Below are 20,364 nucleotides of genomic sequence, written 5' to 3' on the forward strand. Positions count from 1 at the left end.
TCACTCCCGCCCGAGTATCGCGGCGGCCGCCTCCACGCCCTCGCGGGTACCGATCACGATCAGGGTGTCGCCGCCGGCCAGCCGGAAGTCCGGCGCGGGGGAGGGGATCGCCTCGGCCCGACGCAGGACGGCCACGATCGAGGCGCCGGTCGTGGTGCGCATCCGAGTCTCGCCGAGCAGCCGCCCGTTCCAGTGCGAGGTCGCGGACAGTTCGATCCGCTCCGCCACCAGTCCCAGATCGGTGGTGGACAGCAGGTTCGGCGTGTGGTGGGCGGGCAGCAGCGCATCGATGAGCGTGGCTGCTTCCTCCGCGGTCAGCCGCACGGACAGGGCGCAGTCGTCCGGGTCGTCCTTGCGGTACGCGCTCAGGATGCGCTCCCCGTCGCGGTGGGCGACCACGGAGAGGTGGCGGTGCTCGTGGGTGGTGAGGTCGTAACGGACGCCGATGCCCGGCAGCGGCGTACTGCTCAGGCGTGGAGCAGTCATGGCGGCCCCTTTGTCTCTGGCCGAGCTGTTCGGGCGGCGCCTGCGGGAACGCTCGTCGGCGCACCACTGATCCGGGCCCTTGAGCCCATCCTAGGTGGGGTAGGGAGCGCGTACCTGGTCATGAGGGGGCGCGCTCAGCGTCGGGACGGTTGCGCACGGCAGCAGGGTGGCTGGTGCTGCGGCCGTGATCAAGGCAGTGGTGGCGGAGGGCTTCTCCGTCGGGTCGCCTCACATGCGCTGGAAGTGCATATAGGAGATATTTGGTCCAAATGTACAAAGCGGGGCATATTGCGCGCCTCGTCACACGGGCCGGGGAACCAGGCGGACACGAGGATCGAGAGTCACGTGAGCATTCGTTCGTTGCGCCGTGCCGCGGCTCCGCCGGCTCTGGCGGCCGCCGTGGTGATGGCGGCCGGTGCGTGCGGCGGTGCCGACGCGGGCTCCGGCAGCGGCGGCGCGCGGCTGTCCGGCACCATCAGGGTGGATGGATCCAGCACGGTGGCCCCGCTGTCCACGGCGGCGGCCCAGCTCTTCCAGGTGGAGAACCCCGGAGTCAGGATCACGGTCGGCACATCCGGTACCGGTGGCGGTTTCGAGAAGTTCTGCGCCGGCGAGACCGATATCTCCGACGCCTCGCGCCCCATCGACGACGACGAGAAGGCGGCCTGCGAGAAGAACGGCGTCAGGTTCGAGGAGTTCCAGGTCGCCAACGACGGCCTGTCCGTCGTGGTCAACAAGGACAACGACTGGGCGGAATGCCTGACCGTCGAGCAGTTGAGGAAGATCTGGGAGCCCGGCTCCGAGGTGAACAACTGGAACCAGGTCGACCCGAAGTTCCCCGACCAGAAGCTCGAACTCTTCGGCGCGGGCACCGACTCGGGCACCTTCGACTACTTCACCGAGGCCGTCAACGGCGAGGAGGGCGCCTCCCGCACCGACTACTCGCCCAGCGAGGACGACAACGTCACCGTGCAGGGCGTCGCCGGCTCCAAGGGCGGCCTGGGGTACTTCGGGCTGTCGTACTACGAGGAGAACAGGGACGAGCTGAAGGTGCTGAAGATCGACGGCAGTGGCGGCTGCGTCGAGCCGACCAGGCAGACGGTGCAGAACGGCACGTACACGCCGCTGTCGCGGCCGCTGTTCATCTACCCCAAGGCGTCCTCGCTGCAGAAGCCGGAGGTCCTGGCCTTCGTCGAGTTCTACGTCGAGCACAACGCCGAGATCGCCGAGAGTTCCCTCTTCGTCCCGCTCAACTCCGAGCAGGAGGCGGAGCTGCGGAGAGACCTTGACGCGCTCAAGGCGCAGCAGAGCCCATGAGTCCCGGCCCCGGTTTCCTGAAGCGGTCCCGGCCGCGCTACGGCGAGGGGGCGATCAAGGTGCTCCTGGTGGCCGCCGCACTGGTGTCGGTGCTGACCACCGTCGGTATCGTCATCGCGCTGATCCCGTCGGCCGTCGACTTCTTCCGCGAGGTCGGCTTCGGGGAGTTCATCACCGGCACCGACTGGTCGCCGCTGTTCAGTCCGCCGCACTTCGGCGTCCTGCCGCTGGTCACGGGCACGTTGATGGTCACGCTCATCGCGCTGGTGGTCGCTGTGCCGCTGGGGCTCGGCGCGGCGGTGTATCTGAGCGAGTACGCCCACCGCAGGGTCCGTGCGTTCTTCAAGCCGATGCTGGAGGTGCTCGCGGGCATCCCCACCGTCGTCTACGGCTTCTTCGCACTGACCGCGATCACGCCGCTGCTGCAGGACATCTGGCCCGTCGGGGACCCGCCGCAGGTCTTCAACGCCCTGTCGGCGGGCTTCGTCATGGGCATCATGATCATCCCGACGGTCGCCTCGCTCGCCGAGGACTCGATGAACGCGGTGCCCAACGACCTGCGCGACGGCGCCTACGCACTCGGCTCCTCACGGATGCAGGTGGCGACGCGGGTCGTCTTCCCGGCCGCGCTGTCCGGCATCGTCGCCGCCATCGTGCTCGGTATCTCCCGGGCGATCGGCGAGACGATGATCGTGGCCATCGCGGCCGGTGGCCGTCCGAACCTGTCCTTCAACCCGCTGGAGGGCATGCAGACGATGACCGCGTTCATCGCCGCGGCCGGCATCGGCGATCTGCCGACCGGATCCATCGGTTATCGGACGATCTTCGCGGTGGGACTGCTGCTGTTCGTGATGACCCTGGTGATGAACCTGGTCAGCATTCGCCTGGTTCGCAAGTACCGGGAGGTGTACGAGTAATGGGCTCCGACGTCCTGGACAAGGGTGCCGCCACCGGTATGCCGGAGGCACCCCGGCTCAAGGGGCGCGGCACCCCCTTGCGCGAGCGGTTCTTCCAGCTCAGCCTGTGGGCGTCGCTGGCCGTCGGGGTGGTCTTCCTCGTCTGGCTGCTGGCGTACGTGGTGATCGAGGGCTGGCCGCGGCTGGACTCGCGGATCTGGTCGAACTTCCCCGACATCATCGACCCGACCAACGCCGGTGCCCAGTCGGCGATCATGGGCACGATCTGGGTGATCGCCTTCACCGCGCTGTACTGCCTGCCGACCGGGATCCTCGCCTCCATCTACCTCGAGGAGTACGCGGACCCGAACCGCTGGTGGAACCGTGTCATCGAGATCAACATCCAGAACCTGGCGGCCGTACCGTCGATCGTCTACGGCATCCTCGGGCTCGGCATCATCTCCCGCGGGCTCGGCTTCGGCCAGACCGTGCTGACCGCCTCCCTCACCCTGTCGCTGCTGGTCCTGCCGACCGTGATCATCGCCTCCCGGGAGGCGATCCGCGCCGTACCGCAGTCCATCCGTGAGGCGTCCCTCGCGCTGGGCGCCACCCAGTGGCAGACCATCTGGCGGCAGATCCTCCCGGCGGCCGTGCCCGGCATGGCGACCGGCTCGATCCTCGCCCTGTCCCGGGCGATCGGCGAGGCCGCCCCGCTGCTGCTGCTCGGCGGGCTGACCTTCATCACCTTCAACCCCACCGGTGTCGAGAGCCCGTTCACGGTGCTGCCGATCCAGATCTTCAACTGGATCAGCCAGTCCCGCGCCGAGTTCACCGCGCTCGCCTCGGCCGCCATCGTCGTCCTCCTGGTCATCCTGCTGGCCATGAACTCGCTGGCGATCTGGCTCCGCAACCACTACTCCCACCGCTGGTGACGGAACACCGTCCCTGCCCACCGCCCCTCCCGCAGGAGACCGCCATGACCCCTCCGCCCGACTCCTCCGGCGGCACCAGGATTCCGCAGGTCACCTACCACGGCGCCCCGTCCCTGGCCGAACCGGTCTTCGAAGTCGGCAGCCTGTCGGTCTTCTACGGCGCCCACGAGGCCGTCCGCGACGTCAACATGACGATCGGGCGGCGTCAGATCACCGCCATGATCGGCCCGTCGGGATGCGGCAAGTCCACGATGATCCGCTGCTTCAACCGGATGAACGACCTCATTCCCGGTGCCCGCGTGGTCGGCAAGATCCGCTACCACAACGAGGACCTGTACGGCCGCGACGTCGACCCCATCGAGGTGCGCCGCCGGATCGGCATGGTCTTCCAGAAGCCCAACCCGTTCCCGAAGTCGATCTACGACAACATCGCGTACGGGCCGAGGGTGGGCGGCTTCAAGGGCAACCTCGACGACCTGGTCGAGGAGACACTGACCCACGCGGCGCTGTGGGACGAGGTCAAGGACAAGCTCAAGACCTCCGCGCTCGCCCTCTCCGGCGGTCAGCAGCAGCGGCTGTGCATCGCCCGCACCATCGCGGTCAAGCCGGAGGTGATCCTGATGGACGAGCCGTGTTCCGCCCTGGACCCGATCGCCACGATGAAGATCGAGGACCTCATGGAGCAGCTCGCCCAGGAGTTCACGATCATCGTCGTCACCCACAACATGCAGCAGGCCGCACGTGTCTCCGACCGCACCGCCTTCTTCACCGCGGACGTCGACGACAAGGGCGAACGCCACGGCCGGCTCGTCGAGTACGACGAGACCGAGCGGATCTTCTCCAACCCCTCCAACCAGCGCACCGAGGACTACATCTCCGGCCGCTTCGGCTGACCGCCACAACCGCCTGAGGTCACGCCTTCTGCCGGGCGTCGATCTCGGCGATCAAGGCCTCGATGCGGGTCCTGATCTCGTCCCGGATCGGGCGTACGGATTCCACGCCCTTGCCCGCGGGGTCCTCCAGCGCCCAGTCGAGGTACTTCTTGCCGGGGAAGACCGGGCAGGCGTCGCCGCAGCCCATGGTGATGACGTAGTCGGACGCCTGGACCGCTTCGGTGGTGAGGATCTTCGGCCTGGCCTCGGAGATGTCGATACCGGCCTCCTTCATGGCCTCGACGGCGGCCGGGTTGACCTGGTCGCCCGGGACGGAGCCGGCGGAGCGGACCTCGATCCGGTCACCCGCGAGGTGGGTGAGGAATCCGGCGGCCATCTGCGAGCGCCCGGCGTTGTGGACGCAGACGAACAGCACGGAGGCGAGCGGGGTCGAGGACATCGGTTCTTCCTTCACGAAGTGGTTCGACAGTGGTGCGGGAACAGGCAGGTTCAGGTGGCGGGCAGGGAGTCGAGCAGTTCGGTGACGTGGGTGTCGATCTCGTCGCGGATGCCGCGGACGACGTCGATCGGGGCGCCCTCGGGGTCGGCGACGGGCCAGTCCAGGTAGCGGCGGCCGGGCACGATCGGGCAGGCGTCGCCGCAGCCCATCGTGATGATGATGTCGGCCGCCTGGACCACCTCCTCGGTCAGCGGCTTGGGGAAGGCGGTCTCGGTGAGGTCCATGCCGGCCTCGGCCAGTACCTGCGTGACGACGGGGGCGACCTCGGCGGCGGGACGCGGGCCCGCGGAGGAGACCACCACGCGGCCCGCCGCGCGGTGGGCGAGGAGGGCGGCGGCCAGCTGGGAACGTCCGGCGTTCTGGCTGCAGACGAACAGCACCCGCGGCAGGCCGGTGCCCGGCGCGCCCTGGATGTGGGCGAGGGCGTCGAGCCGCTCGGTCGTCAGATGTTCGGCCAGGACGACGAGGTGGGTGCGGACGTGCGCGTGCGCGGCGAGACGGTCGTAGGAGTCGGTGAGGACGTGCTGGATGGTCTCCGGGCAGAAGTGGCCCCGGTAGCGCAGCGCGAGCCGTGCCACGCCTGCCGCGAGGCGGTGATCAGGCAGAACAGGAGGTGTGGAGGCGTTCATGATGCCCCCTTCTTCGGGTCAGGGGCCCAGCAGGGTGTTGGGTGCGGGTCCCAAGGATCAGTCCAGGCTGGTGTCAGCCCCGGCTGATGTGACAGTATCAGTCCATGATGACGTCAGTCGATACTGATCTGATTCGGGTTCTGGCCGACCCCCTCAGGTTGCAGATCGTGACCCTGCTCGCCAGGGAAACCCTCTGCACCACCCACCTCGTGGAGGAGACGGGCGCCAGGCAGACCAACCTCTCCAACCATCTGAGAGTGCTGCGCGAGGCCGGGGTCGTGGAGACGGAGCCGTGTGGCCGGTACACGTACTACAAGCTTCGCCCGGACGTCATCGCTTCGCTCGCCGGCCGGTTCGCCGACCTGGCCGAGTCCGCCCGCACAGCGGCCGGCAACAAACGGTCCTGCCCCTGATCCCCGCCGTTCGAGGCGACCGCACCGAGGAGTCTTTGTTGACCGCCACGCCTGAGACCGCGACGGAGTCCCTTGCCGAGCCCGCCGGGGAGTCCGTCGCATCCGCCGCAGAGCCCCGGCCCTCGCCCGGGGCGACACCGCCGCGTACACCCCTGGTCGCCCGGGCGGCCGCCGAACTGGTGGGTACGGCAGCCCTGGTGACGGTCGTGGTCGGCTCCGGCGTCCAGGCCACCGAGCTGACCCGGGACGTGGGTGTGCAGCTGCTGGCCAACTCGCTCGCCACGGTCTTCGGCCTCGGCGTGCTGATCGCGCTGCTCGGCCCGGTCTCCGGGGCGCACTTCAACCCGGCGGTCACCCTGGCCGAGTGGTGGACCTCGCGGCGCGGCGGAACGGGGGTCACTCTGCGCGAGGCGGCCGTCTACGTCCCGGCTCAGATCGCCGGCGCGATCGCAGGCGCCGTACTGGCGAACGCCATGTTCGGCGAGCCGCTGGTGAAGTGGTCCACGCATGACCGCTCGGCCGGGAACCTGCTGCTGGGCGAGGTGGTCGCCACCGCGGGTCTGGTCCTGGTGATCTTCGGCCTGGCGCGCACGGACCGGCTGCGTTTCGCACCGGTCGCCGTGGCCTCGTACATCGGCGCCGCGTACTGGTTCACCTCGTCCACGTCCTTCGCCAATCCGGCGGTGACGATCGGCCGCGCCTTCAGTGACACCTTCGCGGGGATCGCGCCGGGTTCCGTGCCGGCGTTCGTCGGGATGCAGCTGGTCGGTGCCGTGGTCGGGCTGGCGCTCGTGGCGGTCGTCTTCATGACCGGCCGGACTGCCTCCGACGCATGAGGCGGACCGCCCAGGTGGTGGTCACGCACCTTCACGCGGCAGGGCGAGCATCTGGCCCATTGCTGCCACGACGGACGGCGCGACCTTGTAGTAGACCCAGGTGCCGCGCCGCTCGGAGGTGAGCAGGCCGGCTTCCCTGAGCTTCTTCAGGTGGTGGGAGACGGTCGGCTGGGAGACGCCCACGTCGGAGATGTCGCACACACACGCCTCGCCGCCCTCGTGCGAGGCGACCAGCGAGAACAGCCGCAGGCGCACCGGATCGCCGAGCGCCTTGAACATCTTCGCCGTCCGCTCGGCCTCCTCCGCGGTGAAGGGGCGCTCGGCCAGCGGCGGGCAGCACGGAGCTTCGGCCGCGGGCGCCTCCGGTTCGAGCAGCGGCAGCACCTTGGTGTTCGACATGCATCAATGTTGGCACATGTCGAAGCAGCTGATTCGATACATGCCTATATTGACGTGCGTCAAATCAGCTGCCATGCTTACCGCTGTAGGACATCGACGAATGTCGAAGCAAAGGGGAGCCTCGTGAGCACGCACACCACCGACCAGTTGCCCGTCGTGATCGTCGGAGCCGGCCCGGTCGGCCTGGCCGCCGCCGCCCACCTCGTGGAGCGTGGCATCGAACCGCTGGTCCTGGAGGCCGGCCCGGCCGCGGGCACCGCCGTGCGCGACTGGTCGCACGTCCGGCTGTTCTCCCCCTGGGCCGAGCTCGTCGACCCGGCCGCCGAGAAGCTGCTTGCGCCGACCGGCTGGGTCCGCCCCGACGGGGCGGCGTATCCCACCGGCGGGGACTGGGCCGAGCTGTACCTGCAGCCGCTCGCCGACGTCCTGGGCGACCGGGTCCGCTACGGTGCCCGGGTGACCGGCGTGGCGCGGGCGGGGCGGGACCGTATCGTCGACTCCGGCCGCGACGAGCAGCCCTTCACCGTGCACATCGAGCCGTCCGGCGGCCGCGAGGAGCGCCTCACGGCCCGTGCCGTCGTGGACGCCTCCGGCACCTGGGCCGTACCCGGCCCCATGGGAGCCGACGGCCTGCCCGCACTCGGCGAGAAGGCGGCCGCCGAGCACATCTCGTACCGCGTGCCGGACCTGAAGGACCCGGACGTGCGGGCCCGTTACGCGGGTAAGCGCACCGCGGTCGTGGGTTCCGGGGCGTCCGCCTTCACGGCCCTCGCCCAGCTGGCCGACCTGGCGAAGGAGGAAGCCGGCACGCAGGCGGTGTGGATCCTGCGCCGTGGGATCACCGGTTCCACGTACGGCGGCGGCGAGGCCGACCAGCTGCCCGCCCGCGGAGCCCTCGGCCTGCGCGCCAAGGCCGCGGTCGAGGACGGCCACGCGAGCGCGGCCACCGGATTCCGTACGGAGTCGGTGGAGCGCGACGGCGACAGGCTCGTCCTCGTCGCCGAGGACGGCCGCCGCCTGGACCCGGTCGACGAGGTCATCGTGCTGACCGGCTTCCGCCCCGACCTGTCCTTCCTCTCCGAGATCCGCCTCGGCCTCGACGAACGCCTGCAGGCACCGACCGCCCTCGCCCCGCTCATCGACCCCAACGTGCACTCCTGCGGCACCGTCTACCCGCACGGCGTGGGCGAGCTGTCCCACCCGGAGAAGGACGTCTACCTGGCCGGCATGAAGTCCTACGGCCGCGCCCCGACGTTCCTCGCGATGACCGGCTACGAGCAGGTGCGCTCGGTCGCCGCCGCGATCGCCGGAGACCGGGAGGCCGCCGAACGCGTCGAACTGACCCTGCCGGAGACCGGCGTGTGCGGCGGCGCCGGGCTGTTCGACGACCCCGACGCGGCCCGGAGCGGTGAGGGCGGCGGCTGCTGCGCCGCACCCACCACCCTCCGGATCGGCATCGGCGCCCCGGCCTCCTCGGGCGGCTGCTGACCGGCCTCCTCAGGCGTCAGACCCGGCACCGGGCGACTGCCCTGCGCAGGGCCGTGCGCAGCTCCTCCGGAAGTGACGGGCCGTCGGATCCGGCGCCGGCCGTGACGGCCGCGGCCACCTTGTGGAGCTTGATGTTGGAGAGCTGGGAGGCCGCACGGAGAATGTGCCAGGCCTCGTCGGACGTGCAGGCGTGGGTGGCCATGAGGATGCCGCGGGCCTGGTCGATCACCGGGCGGGAGGCGATCGCCTTGCGCAACTGGGTTATCTCCTCGCGCAGTTCGTGCAGTTGCTCCGCGCGCTCGAGGGCCACCGCGGAGGGGGTCGGGGCGGGGCCGGGTGCCGGGGCGGGGTCCGGTGCCGTGGAGCGCAGCGGGTCCGTGGTGTCCAGGCCGAACAGTTCCAGGACCCGGCGCGGCTGGCCCCGCCAGTTCGTGGCCGAGACCGGGATCAGGTGCTGTCGGCCGTGGTCGTGCAGGACGTCCAGGAACTGCCCTCCCGCCGTATCCATGAAGAGCACCCCGGCCATGTCCAGCTCTACCCGGCAGGTATGGACGGGCAGTTCGGCCAGCACGCCGGCCAGAGTGTCCGCGCACCCGTGGACGAGTTCTCCTCGTGCGCTGAGCACCGACCGGCCCGTGCCGTCGGTGCGGCCGTCGATGGCGAGTGGCCGTAACCGCTCCGCGAGGGAGAGTGGTGCCACTGAGTTCATGTCACCGCCTTCCAGGTCCGTCTGGCGCCCCCGTCTCACCGCCGGGCGGCGGACGCCGGCCCGACGATGCTGCAAGTGCGCCTTCCCGGCACACCGCGCGCTACACCCCAAGGGCGGGGACTGCGCCCTGCCCCGGCCGCTCACGGCGCCGGCGGGGGCTCACCTGTCCAGCGAATTCAGCTCCACCGGCTCGACCCTGCCCTCCAGCATGGTGCCGAGGCCCCGCACAGCGCACACGTCGGGCCGTTCGGCGATGTGCACCGGCATCCCGGTGGCCTGCCGCAGCATCTGGTCGAACCCGGGAAGCAGGGCGCTGCCGCCGACCATCATGATCCCCCGGTCGGCGAGGTCGGCCACCAGGTCGGGCGGGCACTCCCGCAGCGCCTTGCCGATGCCGTCGAGCACGGCGGTGAGCGGGGTCTGGATGGCCTCGCGTACGGCGGCGGTGTCGATCCGGACGGAACGGGGCAGGCCGGTGGCCACATCCCGGCCGTGGATCTCCGTCGACCTCGGTCCGTGCGGGGTGAGTCCGGTGCCGGACAGGGCCAGCTGCAGCGGGCGTACCGACTGACTCGGCAGCACGAGTTCGTGCTCGTGCCGCAGATGCAGCACGATCGCGTTGTCGACGGCCTCGCCGCCGACCGGGATGCGTTCGGCGGTGACGATGGAGCCGAGGGACAGCACGGCGACCTGCGTCGCGGCCGCGCCGCACACCAGGACCATGGTGGCCTCGGGCTGCTCGACGGGCAGTCCGCAGCCGACGGCGGCGGCGATGAGGGTGTCGACGAGTTCGACGCGGCGGGCACCGAGACCGACGAGCGTCTCGGTCGTCGCCCGCCGGGCGAGCGGGCCGGCGTCGTGGGGGGTGCAGGCGGCGGCCCGGAGTCCGGGCTTGCGGCGCAGCGTGCGGCGGACCTTGTCGCCCAGCAGATGCCGCAGCATCCGCTGGGCCATCTCGATGTCGACGACCGTGCCACCGGACACCGGCCGTACGACACGGATGTGCTGGGGGGTGCGGCCGGTCATCTTCTCCGCGAGCTCGCCGACCGCGATCAGTGCGCCGGTGTTGGTGTTCACGGCCGCGGCGGACGGCTGGTCCACGACAAGCCCGGCGCCCTTGACGTAGACCCGCGTCCGCGCCGCCCCCAGATCGACGGCGAAGTGGCACCGGCGTAGCTGCTCCAGGCTGGCGGTCATCGCGGATCCTCCCGAGGGGCACAGACCGTGGCGGCCGCCGGGCGGCGGGCCTCTTTGCATCGTGTGGGGGCGGGCGGGCGGCGCCTTCTCTGGAGGGCCGGGCGGGGTGCGGCTGTACGGGTGGTTCTCCGCGGCTTGCCGCCGCGTCGCTTGCGCTGCCGGCGCCGGACCTGGCGGGAAACCGCCACTGCGTCAATCCGCCAGCTCCGTTCAACTCACCTGCAACACAAAGCGCCTGACACTCTTCCCCACCACCCGACGAAGAGAGGCGTGTGCATGACCAGAGGACCAGTCGGACGCGGAGCGATCCTCCTGTCGGCCGGGCTCGTGCTCGCATCGCTGCCCGTGAGCCCGGTGTCGGCGCAGGACACCGGTGTGTCCACGCGTGCGGCGCCCGCGGCCCGTACCGTCACACTCGTCACCGGCGACAAGGTGACCGTCGCCGAGCTCGGCGGCGGACGGAAGACGGTCACCGTCGACCGGCCGCGGGGTGCCACCGGCGCCGTGCGCACCCAGCAGGCGAACGGCCGCATCACCGTCGTACCGGACGAGGCACTGCCGTATCTGCGGGCCGGCACGCTCGACCGACGGCTGTTCGACGTGAGCGAGTTGATACGTCAGGGCTTCGCCGACAGCGACACCCGTGAGCTGCCGCTGATCGTGACGTACGAGAAGGGCACACGGGCCGTCACCCCGCGCGGTGCCGAGCGGACGCGGACGCTTCAGAGTGTGCGCGGGGCCGCCGTGGAGGCGGACAAGGGGCGGGCGTTCTGGCGGGCGTTCACCCGGCAGGACGGCATCGCGGGCGTCTGGCTGGACGGGCGGGTCGACGCCGACATGGCCGAGAGCAACGCGCAGATCGGGACGCCCGAGGGCTGGGAGGCGGGGCTGACCGGGAAGGGTGTCACCGTCGCCGTCCTGGACACCGGCGTGGACGCGGCCCATCCCGACCTGGCGGAGCAGGTGTCCGCCGGCAGGAGCTTCATCGAGGGGCAGGAGGTCGCCGACCGGGACGGGCACGGTACGCATGTGGCGTCCACCGTCGCCGGCACCGGGGCCGCGTCGGACGGCGCCGAGAAGGGCGTCGCGCCGGGAGCCACGCTGGCCGTCGGCAAGGTGCTCAGCGACGAGGGGTCCGGCAGCGAGTCGCAGATCATCGCCGGCATGGAGTGGGCCGCACGTGAGGTGAAGGCCGACATCGTCTCCATGAGCCTCGGCTCGACCGAGCCCAGCGACGGCACGGATCCCATGGCGCAGGCCGTCAACACCCTCAGCGCCGAGACCGGCGCCCTCTTCGTCATCGCCGCCGGCAACACCGGCGCGCCCTCCGCCATCGGCTCGCCCGGCGCCGCCGATGCCGCGCTCACCGTCGGCGCCGTCGACTCCGCCGACCAGGCCGCCTACTTCACCAGCGCCGGGCCCCGGTACGGGGACAACGCGCTCAAGCCCGACCTCGCGGCTCCGGGCGTGAACATCCTCGCCGCCCGCTCCCGGCTCAGCGGCGGCAGCGGCGACTACGTCTCCATGAGCGGTACGTCCATGGCGACCCCGCATGTCGCCGGCGTCGCCGCCCTGCTCGCCGAGCAGCATCCCGACTGGACCGGCGCGCAGCTCAAGGACGCGCTGATGTCGACGTCGAAGCAACTCGACGCGTCCGCCTACACACTGGGCGCCGGGCGGGTCAGCGTGCCGGACGCGATCGGGGCCGAGGTCACGGCCACGGGCAGCGTCGACCTCGGCTTCTACAAGTGGCCGTACGCGAACAACCAGCCGGTAACCAGGACCGTCACCTACACCAACACCTCGGACGCCGACGTCGAGCTGGACCTCGCCGTGCAGGGCGAGGCCGCCACCCTCGCCGACACCACCCTCACCGTGCCGGCGCACGGCACGGCGTCCACCACCGTGACCGGCGACGGCTCCGAGGCGCCGGTGGGCAACACCAGCGGGCGGATCGTCGCCTCCGTCGCCGGCACCCCGGTCGCGCACACCGCGTTCGGGCTGGTCAAGGAGGACGAGCGGTACACGCTCACCGTGCACGTCAAGGACCGGGACGGGGCCGCCACCGCCGCCGACCTCGTGGTGCAGCACCTCGCCGAGCGCGTCGACCCCGTCCCGGCGTACGTCGGCGACTCCGGGACGCTGAAGCTGCGGCTGAAGCCGGGGACGTACAGCCTCACCTCCTTCCTCGACGTGCGTGGCAGCCACGGCACCGACTCACTGGGCCTCGGCTTCCTCGCGGCACCCGAGGTCGTCCTGGACCGGGACCGGGAGGTCACCCTGGACGGACGGGAGCTGCGGGAGATCAGGGCCGACGTCGACCGGCGCACCGAGACCCGGCAACTGATCATGGAGTACGACCGGAAGGCGAACGGCGCCGACCTGTTCGGGGCCGCCCAGGTGCCCGTGAAGTACGACAGCGTCTTCGCCGCGCCGACCGGGAAGAAGGTCACGCAGGGCAGCTTCGAGTACCGGACCGTCTGGCGGCTCGGCAAGCCCTTGCTGGAGGTCAAGGGCATCGGCAACGCCGTCGCCCAGCCGGGCGGCACCCTGATCGAGGGCCGCAGCAGGCTGCCGCTGGTGGATGCCGGGGACGGCCCCTTCACCGGCGTCGAGGGCAAGGCGGTCCTTGCCCGCCTCACCGACGGCACCGAGCCGGCCGCGCTGGCCCAGGCGGCGCAGGACGCGGGCGTCAAGGCGCTGTTCGTGACCGACGACAACCCCGGACGGCTCAACGCCTGGTGGGGCGCCGACGACGGCGCCGACCGCCCGCTGCAGATCGCCACGGTCGACAAGGCCGACGCCGAGCGCCTGCGGGCCTCGGGAACGGTCGACATGACCGGCACGCGCAACACCCCGTACGTGTACGACCTGTCGAAGGGGTACGAGGGCGCCGTCCCCGACCGCGATCTGACCTACGCACCGGACGAACGCCGCGAACTCGCCGCGGTACACACGAAGTTCCATGCGGTGAAGCCGGTCAGCGGGGGCGAGTTCCGGTACTCCATCACCGACACCTTCCCCATCGGGATCGGCTTCCGTGAGCGGATCGACTACCCGGCCGAACGCACGGACTACGTCTCCACGGCCGACGGTCAGCTGTGGCACGAGTCGGTGACGATGGCCGACGGGGCACTGGAGGAACGTGGCGGGCTGGTCCGCTACCGGGGCGGGACACGCCCGGACCTGAACTGGTTCAGGCCGGTCTGGCATCCCTGGCTCGGCACCGGACTCGGCTGGGGGCAGCAGCGCGTCGGCAACCAGCTCCAGTTCAACACCCCCGGCTGGGGCGACTCCGGGCCCGACCACACCGGCTTCGGGGACGTCTGGAGCGAGGAGACCGGCATGACCCAGTACACGGAGGTGTACCTCGACGGGGAACTGGTCGACCGGCGCCGCAGCTCCGGCGTGTACGTGTGGGACGCACCCGCCGACGAGCGCACCTACAAGGTCGTCACCGACACCACACTCGACCCCGAACGCTGGGAACTCGCCACCGAGGGCCACGCCGAGTGGACGTTCCGCTCGGCGGCCACACCCACCGACCGCTGGACGTATCTGCCGCTGATCAACCTCGGCTTCGACGTCGACACCGACCTCGCCGGCGATGTGCCCGGCGGGCGGAAGGTGCCCGTCGCCATCCACGCCGAGTACGTGGCCGACGCGTCGGACACGGGCAGCATCGGCGGCGGAACGCTCGAGGTGTCGTACGACGACGGCACGTCGTGGCATCCGGTCCGGCTCACCGGCGACGCGGACTCCTGGCGCGGCACCCTGACCGTGCCGGGCGACGCCGAGTACGTCTCCCTGCGGGCATCGGCGAGCGACGACCGGGGCGGCTCGGTGACGCAGGAGATCATCCGGGCGGTGGGGGTTCGTTAGTCGGATGTGACGGTGCCGCCTCCCCCTTCACGGTGGGGGAGGCGGCACCGCCGTGTGTCACTTCCTGGTCCGGGCGATCCCCAGATCCTCCAGATCCTGCGGCCGGATGTGGAGTTGACCAGCGGTCGCCTCCACCTCCTCCGAGGGCCGCTTCAGTATGGCGGCCGCCAGCTCGGGGGCGATCACCGAGAAGTAGCTGTCCGGGGTGACCCATGTGTTGTCCGGCGCCGCGAGCGCGAGCGCACCGCCCGAGCCGCCCTCGCCGATCACCAGCGTCGTGACCGGCGTGCGCGCGGCGGCCACCGCGCCGAACACCTCCGCGATCGCGGCGCCCGCCCCCAGCCGTTCCGCCTCCGCGTCATTGGCCGCGCCCGGGGTGTCCACCAGGGTCAGCACGGGGATACCGAGCCGGTCCGCGAGCCGGATCAGACGGGCGGCGGTGCGGTAGCCGGCGGGACGGGTCGCCGTCCCGGTCTGGGCGGCGTACGCGACGGTACGCCCCTCGTGCGCCCCGAAGCCGCACAGCATGCCGTCGTCGGTGCCGCCGCAGCGATCGCCGCCGATCGCGACACGGTCGGTGAAGTAGGCATCCAAGTAGCGCTGGGCACGGGGGCGTTGGGGCGAGCGGGCCCGTTGGACGGCGTCCCATCCGGTGGCGGGCAGGTCGGTCGCGCCGAGCGGGCGGGGCGGCGGCGCGGGCTCGGCCGAGGGCGCGGTCAGCAGCCTTAGCCACCGCCCCAGCGTCGCCCGCAGCTCCTCCTCAGGTACGACCGCATCGGCCGCGCCGGCCGCCACCTGCGCCTCGGCCGTGTACGCCGCCGGGTCCGCGTCCGCCGGCCGCACCCGGGAGCCGGCGAAGCCGACCTGGGCGCCGGGCAGCGCGAGGATCACATCGGCGCCCGCGCCGAGGGTGGCCCAGCCGCCACCCGTCGTCGGATCCCGCAGTACGGCGACCTGCGGCAGACCGGCCTCCCGGGTGAGCACCGACTGCCGGGCCACCCGCTGGAGCTGGGTGAGCGCGACCATGCCCTCCTGCATCCGGCTGCCACCCGTCGCGATCAGCGACACGACCGGCAGCCGGTGCTCGCGGGCGTGCAGGTATGCCGCCTCCAGCCGGTCGCCGGTGCGCTCGCCGAGCGAGCCGCCGAGGAAGCCGAACTCGAAGGCGATCAGCACGGCGTCCGTGCCCTCGATACGGGCGGTGCCGCAGACCACGGACTCGTCCTCACCCGTGCGTGCGGCGGCGCGGGCACGGGAGGCGTCGTAGCCCTGCCAGGAGAGGGGCCCATCGGGCCCGAACTCCCTCGTGGCACAGGTGAGTTCGATGAACTCGTCGGCGACGAGGGCGATGGCCCGGCGGGCGGAGAGGCGCTCAGACATGGCCGCCCAGCGCCCGCTTCATGATCTTCCCCATGTCGTTGCGGGGCAGGGACTCCAGGTGGTGCACGACCCGTGGCCGCTTGTGCGGGGCGAGCCGGCGGGCCACGTGATCGGCCAACTCCTCGACGCCGGGCGGGGTCTGCGGGTCGGCGGGCACGATCCAGGCGACGATCCGCTCACCGAGATCCGGGTCGGGCTCCCCGGTGACGGCGGCCTCCCGCACCCCCGGATGCTCCAGGAGGGCGTTCTCGATCTCACCGGCGCCGATCTTGTAACCGCCGCTCTTGATCAGGTCGGTGGCCTTGCGGCCGACGATACGGACATAGCCGTCGGGGTCGCGGACCGCCATGTCGCCGGTGCGGAACCAGCCGTCGGCGGTGAAGGCGGCGGCGGTGGCGTCGGGCCGGTTGAGGTACTCGGTGAACAGGTTCGGCCCGCGCACCTGGATCTCGCCGACGCTCTCACCGTCGTACGAGCTGATGGGCGTCCCGTCGTCCTCCACGAGCCGCAGCTCGACTCCCGGCAACGGCACACCGACCGTCCCCGGCCGCGCCGCACCGTCCGCGCGGATGCTGGTGTTCATCAGCGTCTCGGTCATGCCGTACCGCTCGATGACCCGGCGGCCGGTGGCGGCCGCGATCCGCTCGTGGTCGTGCACGGGCAGCGCGGCGGAACCGGAGACCAGCAGCCGCGCGCCGGTGAGCCCCTTGGCGAGCGACGGGCTGTCCGCGAGGTCCTCGGCGATCCGGTGGTACATCGTCGGCACCCCGAACAGCATCGTCGCGCCACTGTTGAGCTCGCGTGCCACGCCCTCGGTGCTGAACCGGCCCAGATGCCGGACCGAACCGCCGCGCCGGAGCGGGCCCAGGATGCCGAGCACCAGCCCGTGCACATGGAACAACGGCAGCCCGTGCACCAGCACGTCCTCGCCGGTCCACTGCCAGGCGTCGGCGAGCGCGTCCAGGGTCGAGGCGATCGCCCGACGGGGGATGACGGCGCCCTTGGGCGGGCCGGTGGTGCCGGAGGTGTAGACGATGAGGGCGGGGGCGGCGTCGTCGGTCTGCTCTTCCGGGAGCGCGCCCGTCGCCGCCATGTCGACGTCGACCCGCTCCAAGTCCCGCAGAGAATCCGGCAGTTCATCGCCGGGCGCCGCGAGTACGAGCGGCGGCGCACTGTCGGTGAGGATGTGACCGAGCTCCTTCTCTCCGGACTTCGGGTTGAGGGGGACGGCGGTGACCCCCGCGAGCAGGGTTCCCACCACCGCGACGGCCGTCTCCAGTGCGGGCGTCGCCCACACGGCGACGCGGCCCTCACCGCGTACCCGCTCGGCGACGGCACCGGCCGCCGCGGCGAGCCGGGCGTAGGACAGGGACCGGTCGCCGAACCGCAGGGCGATGTGCTCACCCGGGCTGTTCGTCAGGGCCGGAAAGAGGGAGGACACGCGTCGCACTCCTTAGCCGTCTTAGCCGTCTTGGTCGTCAGTCGTCGTCACCTGTAGCCATGTCGCGCGTGCGGGCTACCCGAAACCGGGCACGACCAGCACCAGCCACACCACCGCGGGCACCGCCGCCACCACAATCCCTCCGTACACCATCAGCTGCCGGAAGAAACGCTCACGGTCGACGTCGGGTGCCGCGGCCAGGACCAGCGCGCCGTTCGTCGAGAACGGGCTCACGTCCACCACCGTCGCCGACACCGCCAGCGCCGCCACCATGCCGACCGCCCCGATCTCGCCCTGCGCGAGGAACGGCACCGCCAGCGGAATCAGCGCGCCCATGATGCCGACGGACGAGGCGAACGCCGACACGATCGCGCCGATGTAGCACAGCAGCAGCGCGGCCAGCAGCGGCACACCGATGCCGCCGACGCCCTCGCCGGCCCAGGTGATGGTGCCCATCTCGTCCAGGACACCGACGTAGGTGAGGACGCCGCAGATCAGCAGGACAGTGGGCCAGGCGATCTGGCCGACCGCGGCGCGGCTGTCGTCGGGCCAGGCGGTGCTCAGGACGACGGCCAGGGTGATCGCGGTCAGCCCCGCGTCCAGGTCGAAGGCGAGGACGGCGACCACGAGGGCGACCAGGGAGACGAGGGTGGCGATGCGGGCGGGGGTGAGGCGGGTGCCGGGTTCGTGGTCGTCGTCGCGGTGAGGACGGCGGTGGGGGCGGGGGTGCCGGTGCTGTTCCCGGTTACCGCGGGAGGCTGCTTCCCGGTCGATGTCGATGCAGTCCCGTCCGTGGGCGTCACCGCCCCCTGCCTCCACAGCTTGAGCCCCCCGAAGAGAACGAACACCACCCCCGCGATCACGAGGTTGGCGACCAGGGAGGCCAGGAAGAGGGCGATCTCGTTGCCCGGGAACTTCTCCCGCTCCACGATGCCGTTGACGATCGAACCGTAGATGCTGATCGGCGAGAAACCGCCGGCCTGCGCGCCGTGCACCACCATCGCGCCCATCAGCAGCGGGCTGATCCCGTAGCGGACGGCGAAGCTCAGGGCGATCGGCGCGACGATCGCGACGGCGGCCGGACTGACCGCACCGATCGCCGTGAGTGCGCCGGTCAGGGCGAACATCACCCAGGGGATCAGCGCGACCCGGCCGCGCACCAGCCGGATCGAGGCGTGCACCAGCCAGTCGGTGGTGCCGTTGGCGCGGGCGATCGCGAAGAGGTACGTGACCCCGACGAGGACGACGAACAGGTCGCCGGGGAAGCCGGCGAAGATGCCGTCCGCGTCGAGGCCGGCGACGAGGGTGCCGACGGCGAAGGCGGCGGCGAAGGCGAGCGCGCCCATGTTGATCGAGCGGGTGGTGGCGATGACGAACACCACGGCGAGGACGAGGATCGAGATGAGTTCGGGGGACATACGGGCTCCCGTCTTTGGGTCCCGGAGCGGTGAGGGGAATGGACGAGCGGGCGAGAGGAGGAATGACGAGTGGTCGAGTGGCTGAGCCACTTGACCGGCTGGCTGGTCAGCGTGCGCGCACCGGTCAAGGACGTCAAGGGGTCGCGCAGGAATTGGCTCAGCCACTCACCCACTCCACCTGCCCGGTGTTACGCTCCCGACGAGAGGGGGACCCAGTGACCGACGCCCTGCGCCCCATGACCAAGCAGCGCCTGTACGAGCAGGTGCTGGACCGGCTGCGCCAGTACGTCGCCGAGGGCGGCCTGCGGGCCGGCGACCGGCTGCCACCCGAGCGTGACCTGGCCCAGCGACTGGGCGTCAGCCGGGCCTCGGTGAAGCAGGCGATCGTGGTCCTGGAAGTACAGGGCCTGGTGGAGGCGCGGCACGGCGGCGGCACGTACCTGGTCCGCGACAGCCTCGAAGTGGAACCGGTCGAGAAACTGGTCGAACGCCGTCGGCGCCTCCCCGACGTCCTGGAGGCCCGCGAGGCACTGGAGACCAAACTCGCCGAACTGGCCGCCGAGCGCCGCACGGAGGAGGACCTGACCGCGATGCGGTCGGCCCTCGCCCACATGACGGCGGAGATCGAGCAGGGCGGTCACGGCGTCGAGGGCGACCGCCTCTTCCACGGCGCGGTCACGGCGGCTGCGCACAGCAGCATCCTCGCGGAGTTCATGCGCTCCATCGCCGACCAGATCGCCGAGAGCCGCACGGAATCCCTCCGCCAACCCGGCCGCCCCCACCGCTCCCTCGCCCAGCACCAGGCCATCCTCGACGCCATCGAGGCCCAGCACCCCGGCCGGGCGGCCACGGCCATGCGCCGGCATGTCCGGACGGTGGCGAAGGTGCGGCTGCTGGACTGGGATCCGGGCGGGGAGGGGTAGGGGCGGGCACTACGGGCGATGAGTGACAACTACCTGACGGTGATTCCGACCGATCCGTACTGGCAGCCCGGTCAGGATGCGGCCGACCGTGCTGCGGCCGTGCTGTCCGGGATGCTTCCCGACGACGACGCCCGCCGTGGCATGGAAGTCAAGTGGCATGACAGCGTGGAGGTCGTCTTCTGCGGCGCCAACCTGAAGAAGATTTCCTGCCCGCACTGCAGCGCGGAGTGCGCACCGGGCTGGTGGGGGGAGGCCGTCTCGGAGCGCTACAGCGAAGGCTTTTCCACGCTCATGATCACGGTTCCCTGCTGTGATGCAGAGACGTCGCTCAACGAGCTGGTGTACGACTGGCCGATGGGGTTCGCGCAGTTCAGGATCGAGGTCCTGTATCCGGACCGGGCATGGCTGACCGACGAGGAACTGGCCTCCGTCACGGACGCGCTCGGGCATCCCCTACGACAGATCCTCATCCACCTTTAGCGCGGCGACCTTGATGCAGCGGCTCCAGAACCGCCCCACTCGTCGTCAGTCAGATCCCCTCTGCTGAGCATGGCCGGAAACTCCGCGCCGTGTGGTGCACTTGCTGACCCACTCCCAGCCCAACCGTCCGAGGGGAGGGGTCACGT

The 20,364-nt window shown here is 71.1% G+C and carries 18 protein-coding genes and 1 pseudogene; 10 read left to right on the plus strand and 9 right to left on the minus strand.

Annotation, left to right across the window (positions count from 1 at the left end):
• On the minus strand, positions 1-486 hold the full coding sequence (locus StrepF001_RS33495; protein WP_129801931.1) for a TrkA C-terminal domain-containing protein: 486 nt from the start codon (positions 484-486) through the stop codon (positions 1-3).
• A gap of 345 nt (positions 487-831) precedes the next feature.
• Here StrepF001_RS33495 and StrepF001_RS33500 point away from each other — a divergent pair, with 345 nt between their 5' ends.
• From StrepF001_RS33500 to pstB, 4 genes are read left to right on the plus strand one after another with little or no spacing between them, the layout of a single operon-like run.
• Positions 832-1,803, plus strand: coding sequence for a PstS family phosphate ABC transporter substrate-binding protein (locus StrepF001_RS33500; RefSeq protein WP_129801932.1), 972 nt, complete (start codon positions 832-834; stop codon positions 1,801-1,803).
• On the plus strand, positions 1,800-2,720 hold the full coding sequence (pstC, locus tag StrepF001_RS33505; RefSeq protein ID WP_129801933.1) for a phosphate ABC transporter permease subunit PstC: 921 nt from the start codon (positions 1,800-1,802) through the stop codon (positions 2,718-2,720). Before StrepF001_RS33500 ends, pstC begins: the two co-directional genes overlap by 4 nt.
• On the plus strand, positions 2,720-3,631 hold the full coding sequence (gene pstA / locus StrepF001_RS33510; RefSeq protein WP_129801934.1) for a phosphate ABC transporter permease PstA: 912 nt from the start codon (positions 2,720-2,722) through the stop codon (positions 3,629-3,631). The genes pstC and pstA overlap by 1 nt, the downstream gene beginning before the upstream one ends.
• Positions 3,632-3,675: 44 nt before the next feature.
• Positions 3,676-4,524: a phosphate ABC transporter ATP-binding protein PstB gene (gene pstB / locus StrepF001_RS33515; RefSeq protein WP_129801935.1), complete on the plus strand. Its 849-nt coding sequence runs from the start codon at positions 3,676-3,678 to the stop codon at positions 4,522-4,524.
• A 19-nt stretch (positions 4,525-4,543) separates the two neighbouring features.
• Here the strand turns inward: pstB and StrepF001_RS33520 are convergent, their stop codons facing one another.
• Both StrepF001_RS33520 and StrepF001_RS33525 read right to left on the minus strand, forming a co-directional pair.
• Entirely contained in the window at positions 4,544-4,963 is a 420-nt protein-coding gene (locus StrepF001_RS33520) for an arsenate reductase ArsC (RefSeq protein ID WP_129801936.1), read from the minus strand.
• A gap of 50 nt (positions 4,964-5,013) precedes the next feature.
• The gene (locus StrepF001_RS33525) at positions 5,014-5,652 is read right to left on the minus strand and encodes an arsenate reductase ArsC (RefSeq protein ID WP_129801937.1); all 639 of its coding nucleotides are present in this window, start codon (positions 5,650-5,652) and stop codon (positions 5,014-5,016) included.
• Positions 5,653-5,756: 104 nt separating this feature from the next.
• On the opposite strand from StrepF001_RS33525, the gene StrepF001_RS33530 reads away from it, so the two are divergent.
• Together StrepF001_RS33530 and StrepF001_RS33535 are read left to right on the plus strand one after the other, a co-directional pair.
• Positions 5,757-6,065, plus strand: a complete 309-nt coding sequence (locus tag StrepF001_RS33530; protein ID WP_129801938.1) for a metalloregulator ArsR/SmtB family transcription factor — start codon at positions 5,757-5,759, stop codon at positions 6,063-6,065.
• A 38-nt stretch (positions 6,066-6,103) separates the two neighbouring features.
• A complete protein-coding gene (locus StrepF001_RS33535; protein ID WP_129801939.1) occupies positions 6,104-6,901 on the plus strand; it encodes an aquaporin in 798 nt (265 codons plus the stop codon).
• Positions 6,902-6,922: 21 nt separating this feature from the next.
• Here the strand turns inward: StrepF001_RS33535 and StrepF001_RS33540 are convergent, their stop codons facing one another.
• Positions 6,923-7,300, minus strand: coding sequence for a metalloregulator ArsR/SmtB family transcription factor (locus tag StrepF001_RS33540; protein ID WP_129801940.1), 378 nt, complete (start codon positions 7,298-7,300; stop codon positions 6,923-6,925).
• Between the two features lie 123 nt (positions 7,301-7,423).
• Here StrepF001_RS33540 and StrepF001_RS33545 point away from each other — a divergent pair, with 123 nt between their 5' ends.
• The gene (locus StrepF001_RS33545; RefSeq protein ID WP_129801941.1) at positions 7,424-8,788 is read left to right on the plus strand and encodes an FAD-dependent oxidoreductase; all 1,365 of its coding nucleotides are present in this window, start codon (positions 7,424-7,426) and stop codon (positions 8,786-8,788) included.
• A 16-nt stretch (positions 8,789-8,804) separates the two neighbouring features.
• On the opposite strand, the gene StrepF001_RS33550 is transcribed toward StrepF001_RS33545, so the two are convergent.
• Positions 8,805-9,497, minus strand: a complete 693-nt coding sequence (locus StrepF001_RS33550) for an ANTAR domain-containing protein (RefSeq protein ID WP_129801942.1) — start codon at positions 9,495-9,497, stop codon at positions 8,805-8,807.
• 159 nt (positions 9,498-9,656) lie between these two features.
• Entirely contained in the window at positions 9,657-10,694 is a 1,038-nt protein-coding gene (locus tag StrepF001_RS33555; RefSeq protein ID WP_129801943.1) for a rod shape-determining protein, read from the minus strand.
• Positions 10,695-10,970: 276 nt separating this feature from the next.
• Between StrepF001_RS33555 and StrepF001_RS33560 the strand changes: the two genes are divergently transcribed.
• Positions 10,971-14,576: a S8 family serine peptidase gene (locus StrepF001_RS33560; RefSeq protein ID WP_129801944.1), complete on the plus strand. Its 3,606-nt coding sequence runs from the start codon at positions 10,971-10,973 to the stop codon at positions 14,574-14,576.
• A 57-nt stretch (positions 14,577-14,633) separates the two neighbouring features.
• Here StrepF001_RS33560 and StrepF001_RS33565 read toward each other — a convergent pair whose 3' ends face one another.
• The 3 genes and pseudogenes from StrepF001_RS33565 to StrepF001_RS33575 all read right to left on the minus strand — a co-directional run bounded on the left by StrepF001_RS33565 (position 14,634) and on the right by StrepF001_RS33575 (position 18,815).
• Positions 14,634-15,956 carry a carboxyl transferase domain-containing protein gene (locus StrepF001_RS33565; RefSeq protein WP_129801945.1) on the minus strand — a complete coding sequence of 441 codons (1,323 nt, stop codon included), beginning with the start codon at positions 15,954-15,956 and terminating at the stop codon, positions 14,634-14,636.
• The gene (locus StrepF001_RS33570; RefSeq protein WP_129801946.1) at positions 15,949-17,397 is read right to left on the minus strand and encodes an acyl-CoA synthetase; all 1,449 of its coding nucleotides are present in this window, start codon (positions 17,395-17,397) and stop codon (positions 15,949-15,951) included. The genes StrepF001_RS33565 and StrepF001_RS33570 overlap by 8 nt, the downstream gene beginning before the upstream one ends.
• Before the next feature lie 75 nt (positions 17,398-17,472).
• Positions 17,473-18,815, minus strand: a pseudogene (locus StrepF001_RS33575) (SLC13 family permease).
• Positions 18,816-19,030: 215 nt separating this feature from the next.
• On the opposite strand from StrepF001_RS33575, the gene StrepF001_RS33580 reads away from it, so the two are divergent.
• Together StrepF001_RS33580 and StrepF001_RS33585 are read left to right on the plus strand one after the other, a co-directional pair.
• Positions 19,031-19,738, plus strand: coding sequence for a FadR/GntR family transcriptional regulator (locus StrepF001_RS33580; RefSeq protein ID WP_129801947.1), 708 nt, complete (start codon positions 19,031-19,033; stop codon positions 19,736-19,738).
• Between the two features lie 18 nt (positions 19,739-19,756).
• A complete protein-coding gene (locus tag StrepF001_RS33585) occupies positions 19,757-20,218 on the plus strand; it encodes a hypothetical protein (protein ID WP_129801948.1) in 462 nt (153 codons plus the stop codon).
• Positions 20,219-20,364: the final 146 nt, after the last annotated feature.

Origin of the sequence: Streptomyces sp. F001 (assembly GCF_004187715.1) — a bacterium.
Lineage (GTDB): Bacteria > Actinomycetota > Actinomycetes > Streptomycetales > Streptomycetaceae > Streptomyces > Streptomyces flavusporus.

Excerpts from the sequence above, each read along its gene's own strand:
- StrepF001_RS33520 (WP_129801936.1), bottom strand. The coding sequence starts at position 4,963 with ATGTCCTCGACCCCGCTCGCCTCCGTGCTGTTCGTCTGCGTCCACAAC.
- StrepF001_RS33530 (WP_129801938.1), top strand. The coding sequence starts at position 5,757 with ATGATGACGTCAGTCGATACTGATCTGATTCGGGTTCTGGCCGACCCC.
- StrepF001_RS33565 (WP_129801945.1), bottom strand. The coding sequence starts at position 15,956 with ATGTCTGAGCGCCTCTCCGCCCGCCGGGCCATCGCCCTCGTCGCCGAC.
- StrepF001_RS33555 (WP_129801943.1), bottom strand. The coding sequence starts at position 10,694 with ATGACCGCCAGCCTGGAGCAGCTACGCCGGTGCCACTTCGCCGTCGAT.
- pstB (WP_129801935.1), top strand. The coding sequence starts at position 3,676 with ATGACCCCTCCGCCCGACTCCTCCGGCGGCACCAGGATTCCGCAGGTC.
- pstC (WP_129801933.1), top strand. The coding sequence starts at position 1,800 with ATGAGTCCCGGCCCCGGTTTCCTGAAGCGGTCCCGGCCGCGCTACGGC.
- StrepF001_RS33585 (WP_129801948.1), top strand. The coding sequence starts at position 19,757 with ATGAGTGACAACTACCTGACGGTGATTCCGACCGATCCGTACTGGCAG.
- StrepF001_RS33550 (WP_129801942.1), bottom strand. The coding sequence starts at position 9,497 with ATGAACTCAGTGGCACCACTCTCCCTCGCGGAGCGGTTACGGCCACTC.
- StrepF001_RS33525 (WP_129801937.1), bottom strand. The coding sequence starts at position 5,652 with ATGAACGCCTCCACACCTCCTGTTCTGCCTGATCACCGCCTCGCGGCA.
- StrepF001_RS33495 (WP_129801931.1), bottom strand. The coding sequence starts at position 486 with ATGACTGCTCCACGCCTGAGCAGTACGCCGCTGCCGGGCATCGGCGTC.
- StrepF001_RS33560 (WP_129801944.1), top strand. The coding sequence starts at position 10,971 with ATGACCAGAGGACCAGTCGGACGCGGAGCGATCCTCCTGTCGGCCGGG.
- StrepF001_RS33540 (WP_129801940.1), bottom strand. The coding sequence starts at position 7,300 with ATGTCGAACACCAAGGTGCTGCCGCTGCTCGAACCGGAGGCGCCCGCG.
- pstA (WP_129801934.1), top strand. The coding sequence starts at position 2,720 with ATGGGCTCCGACGTCCTGGACAAGGGTGCCGCCACCGGTATGCCGGAG.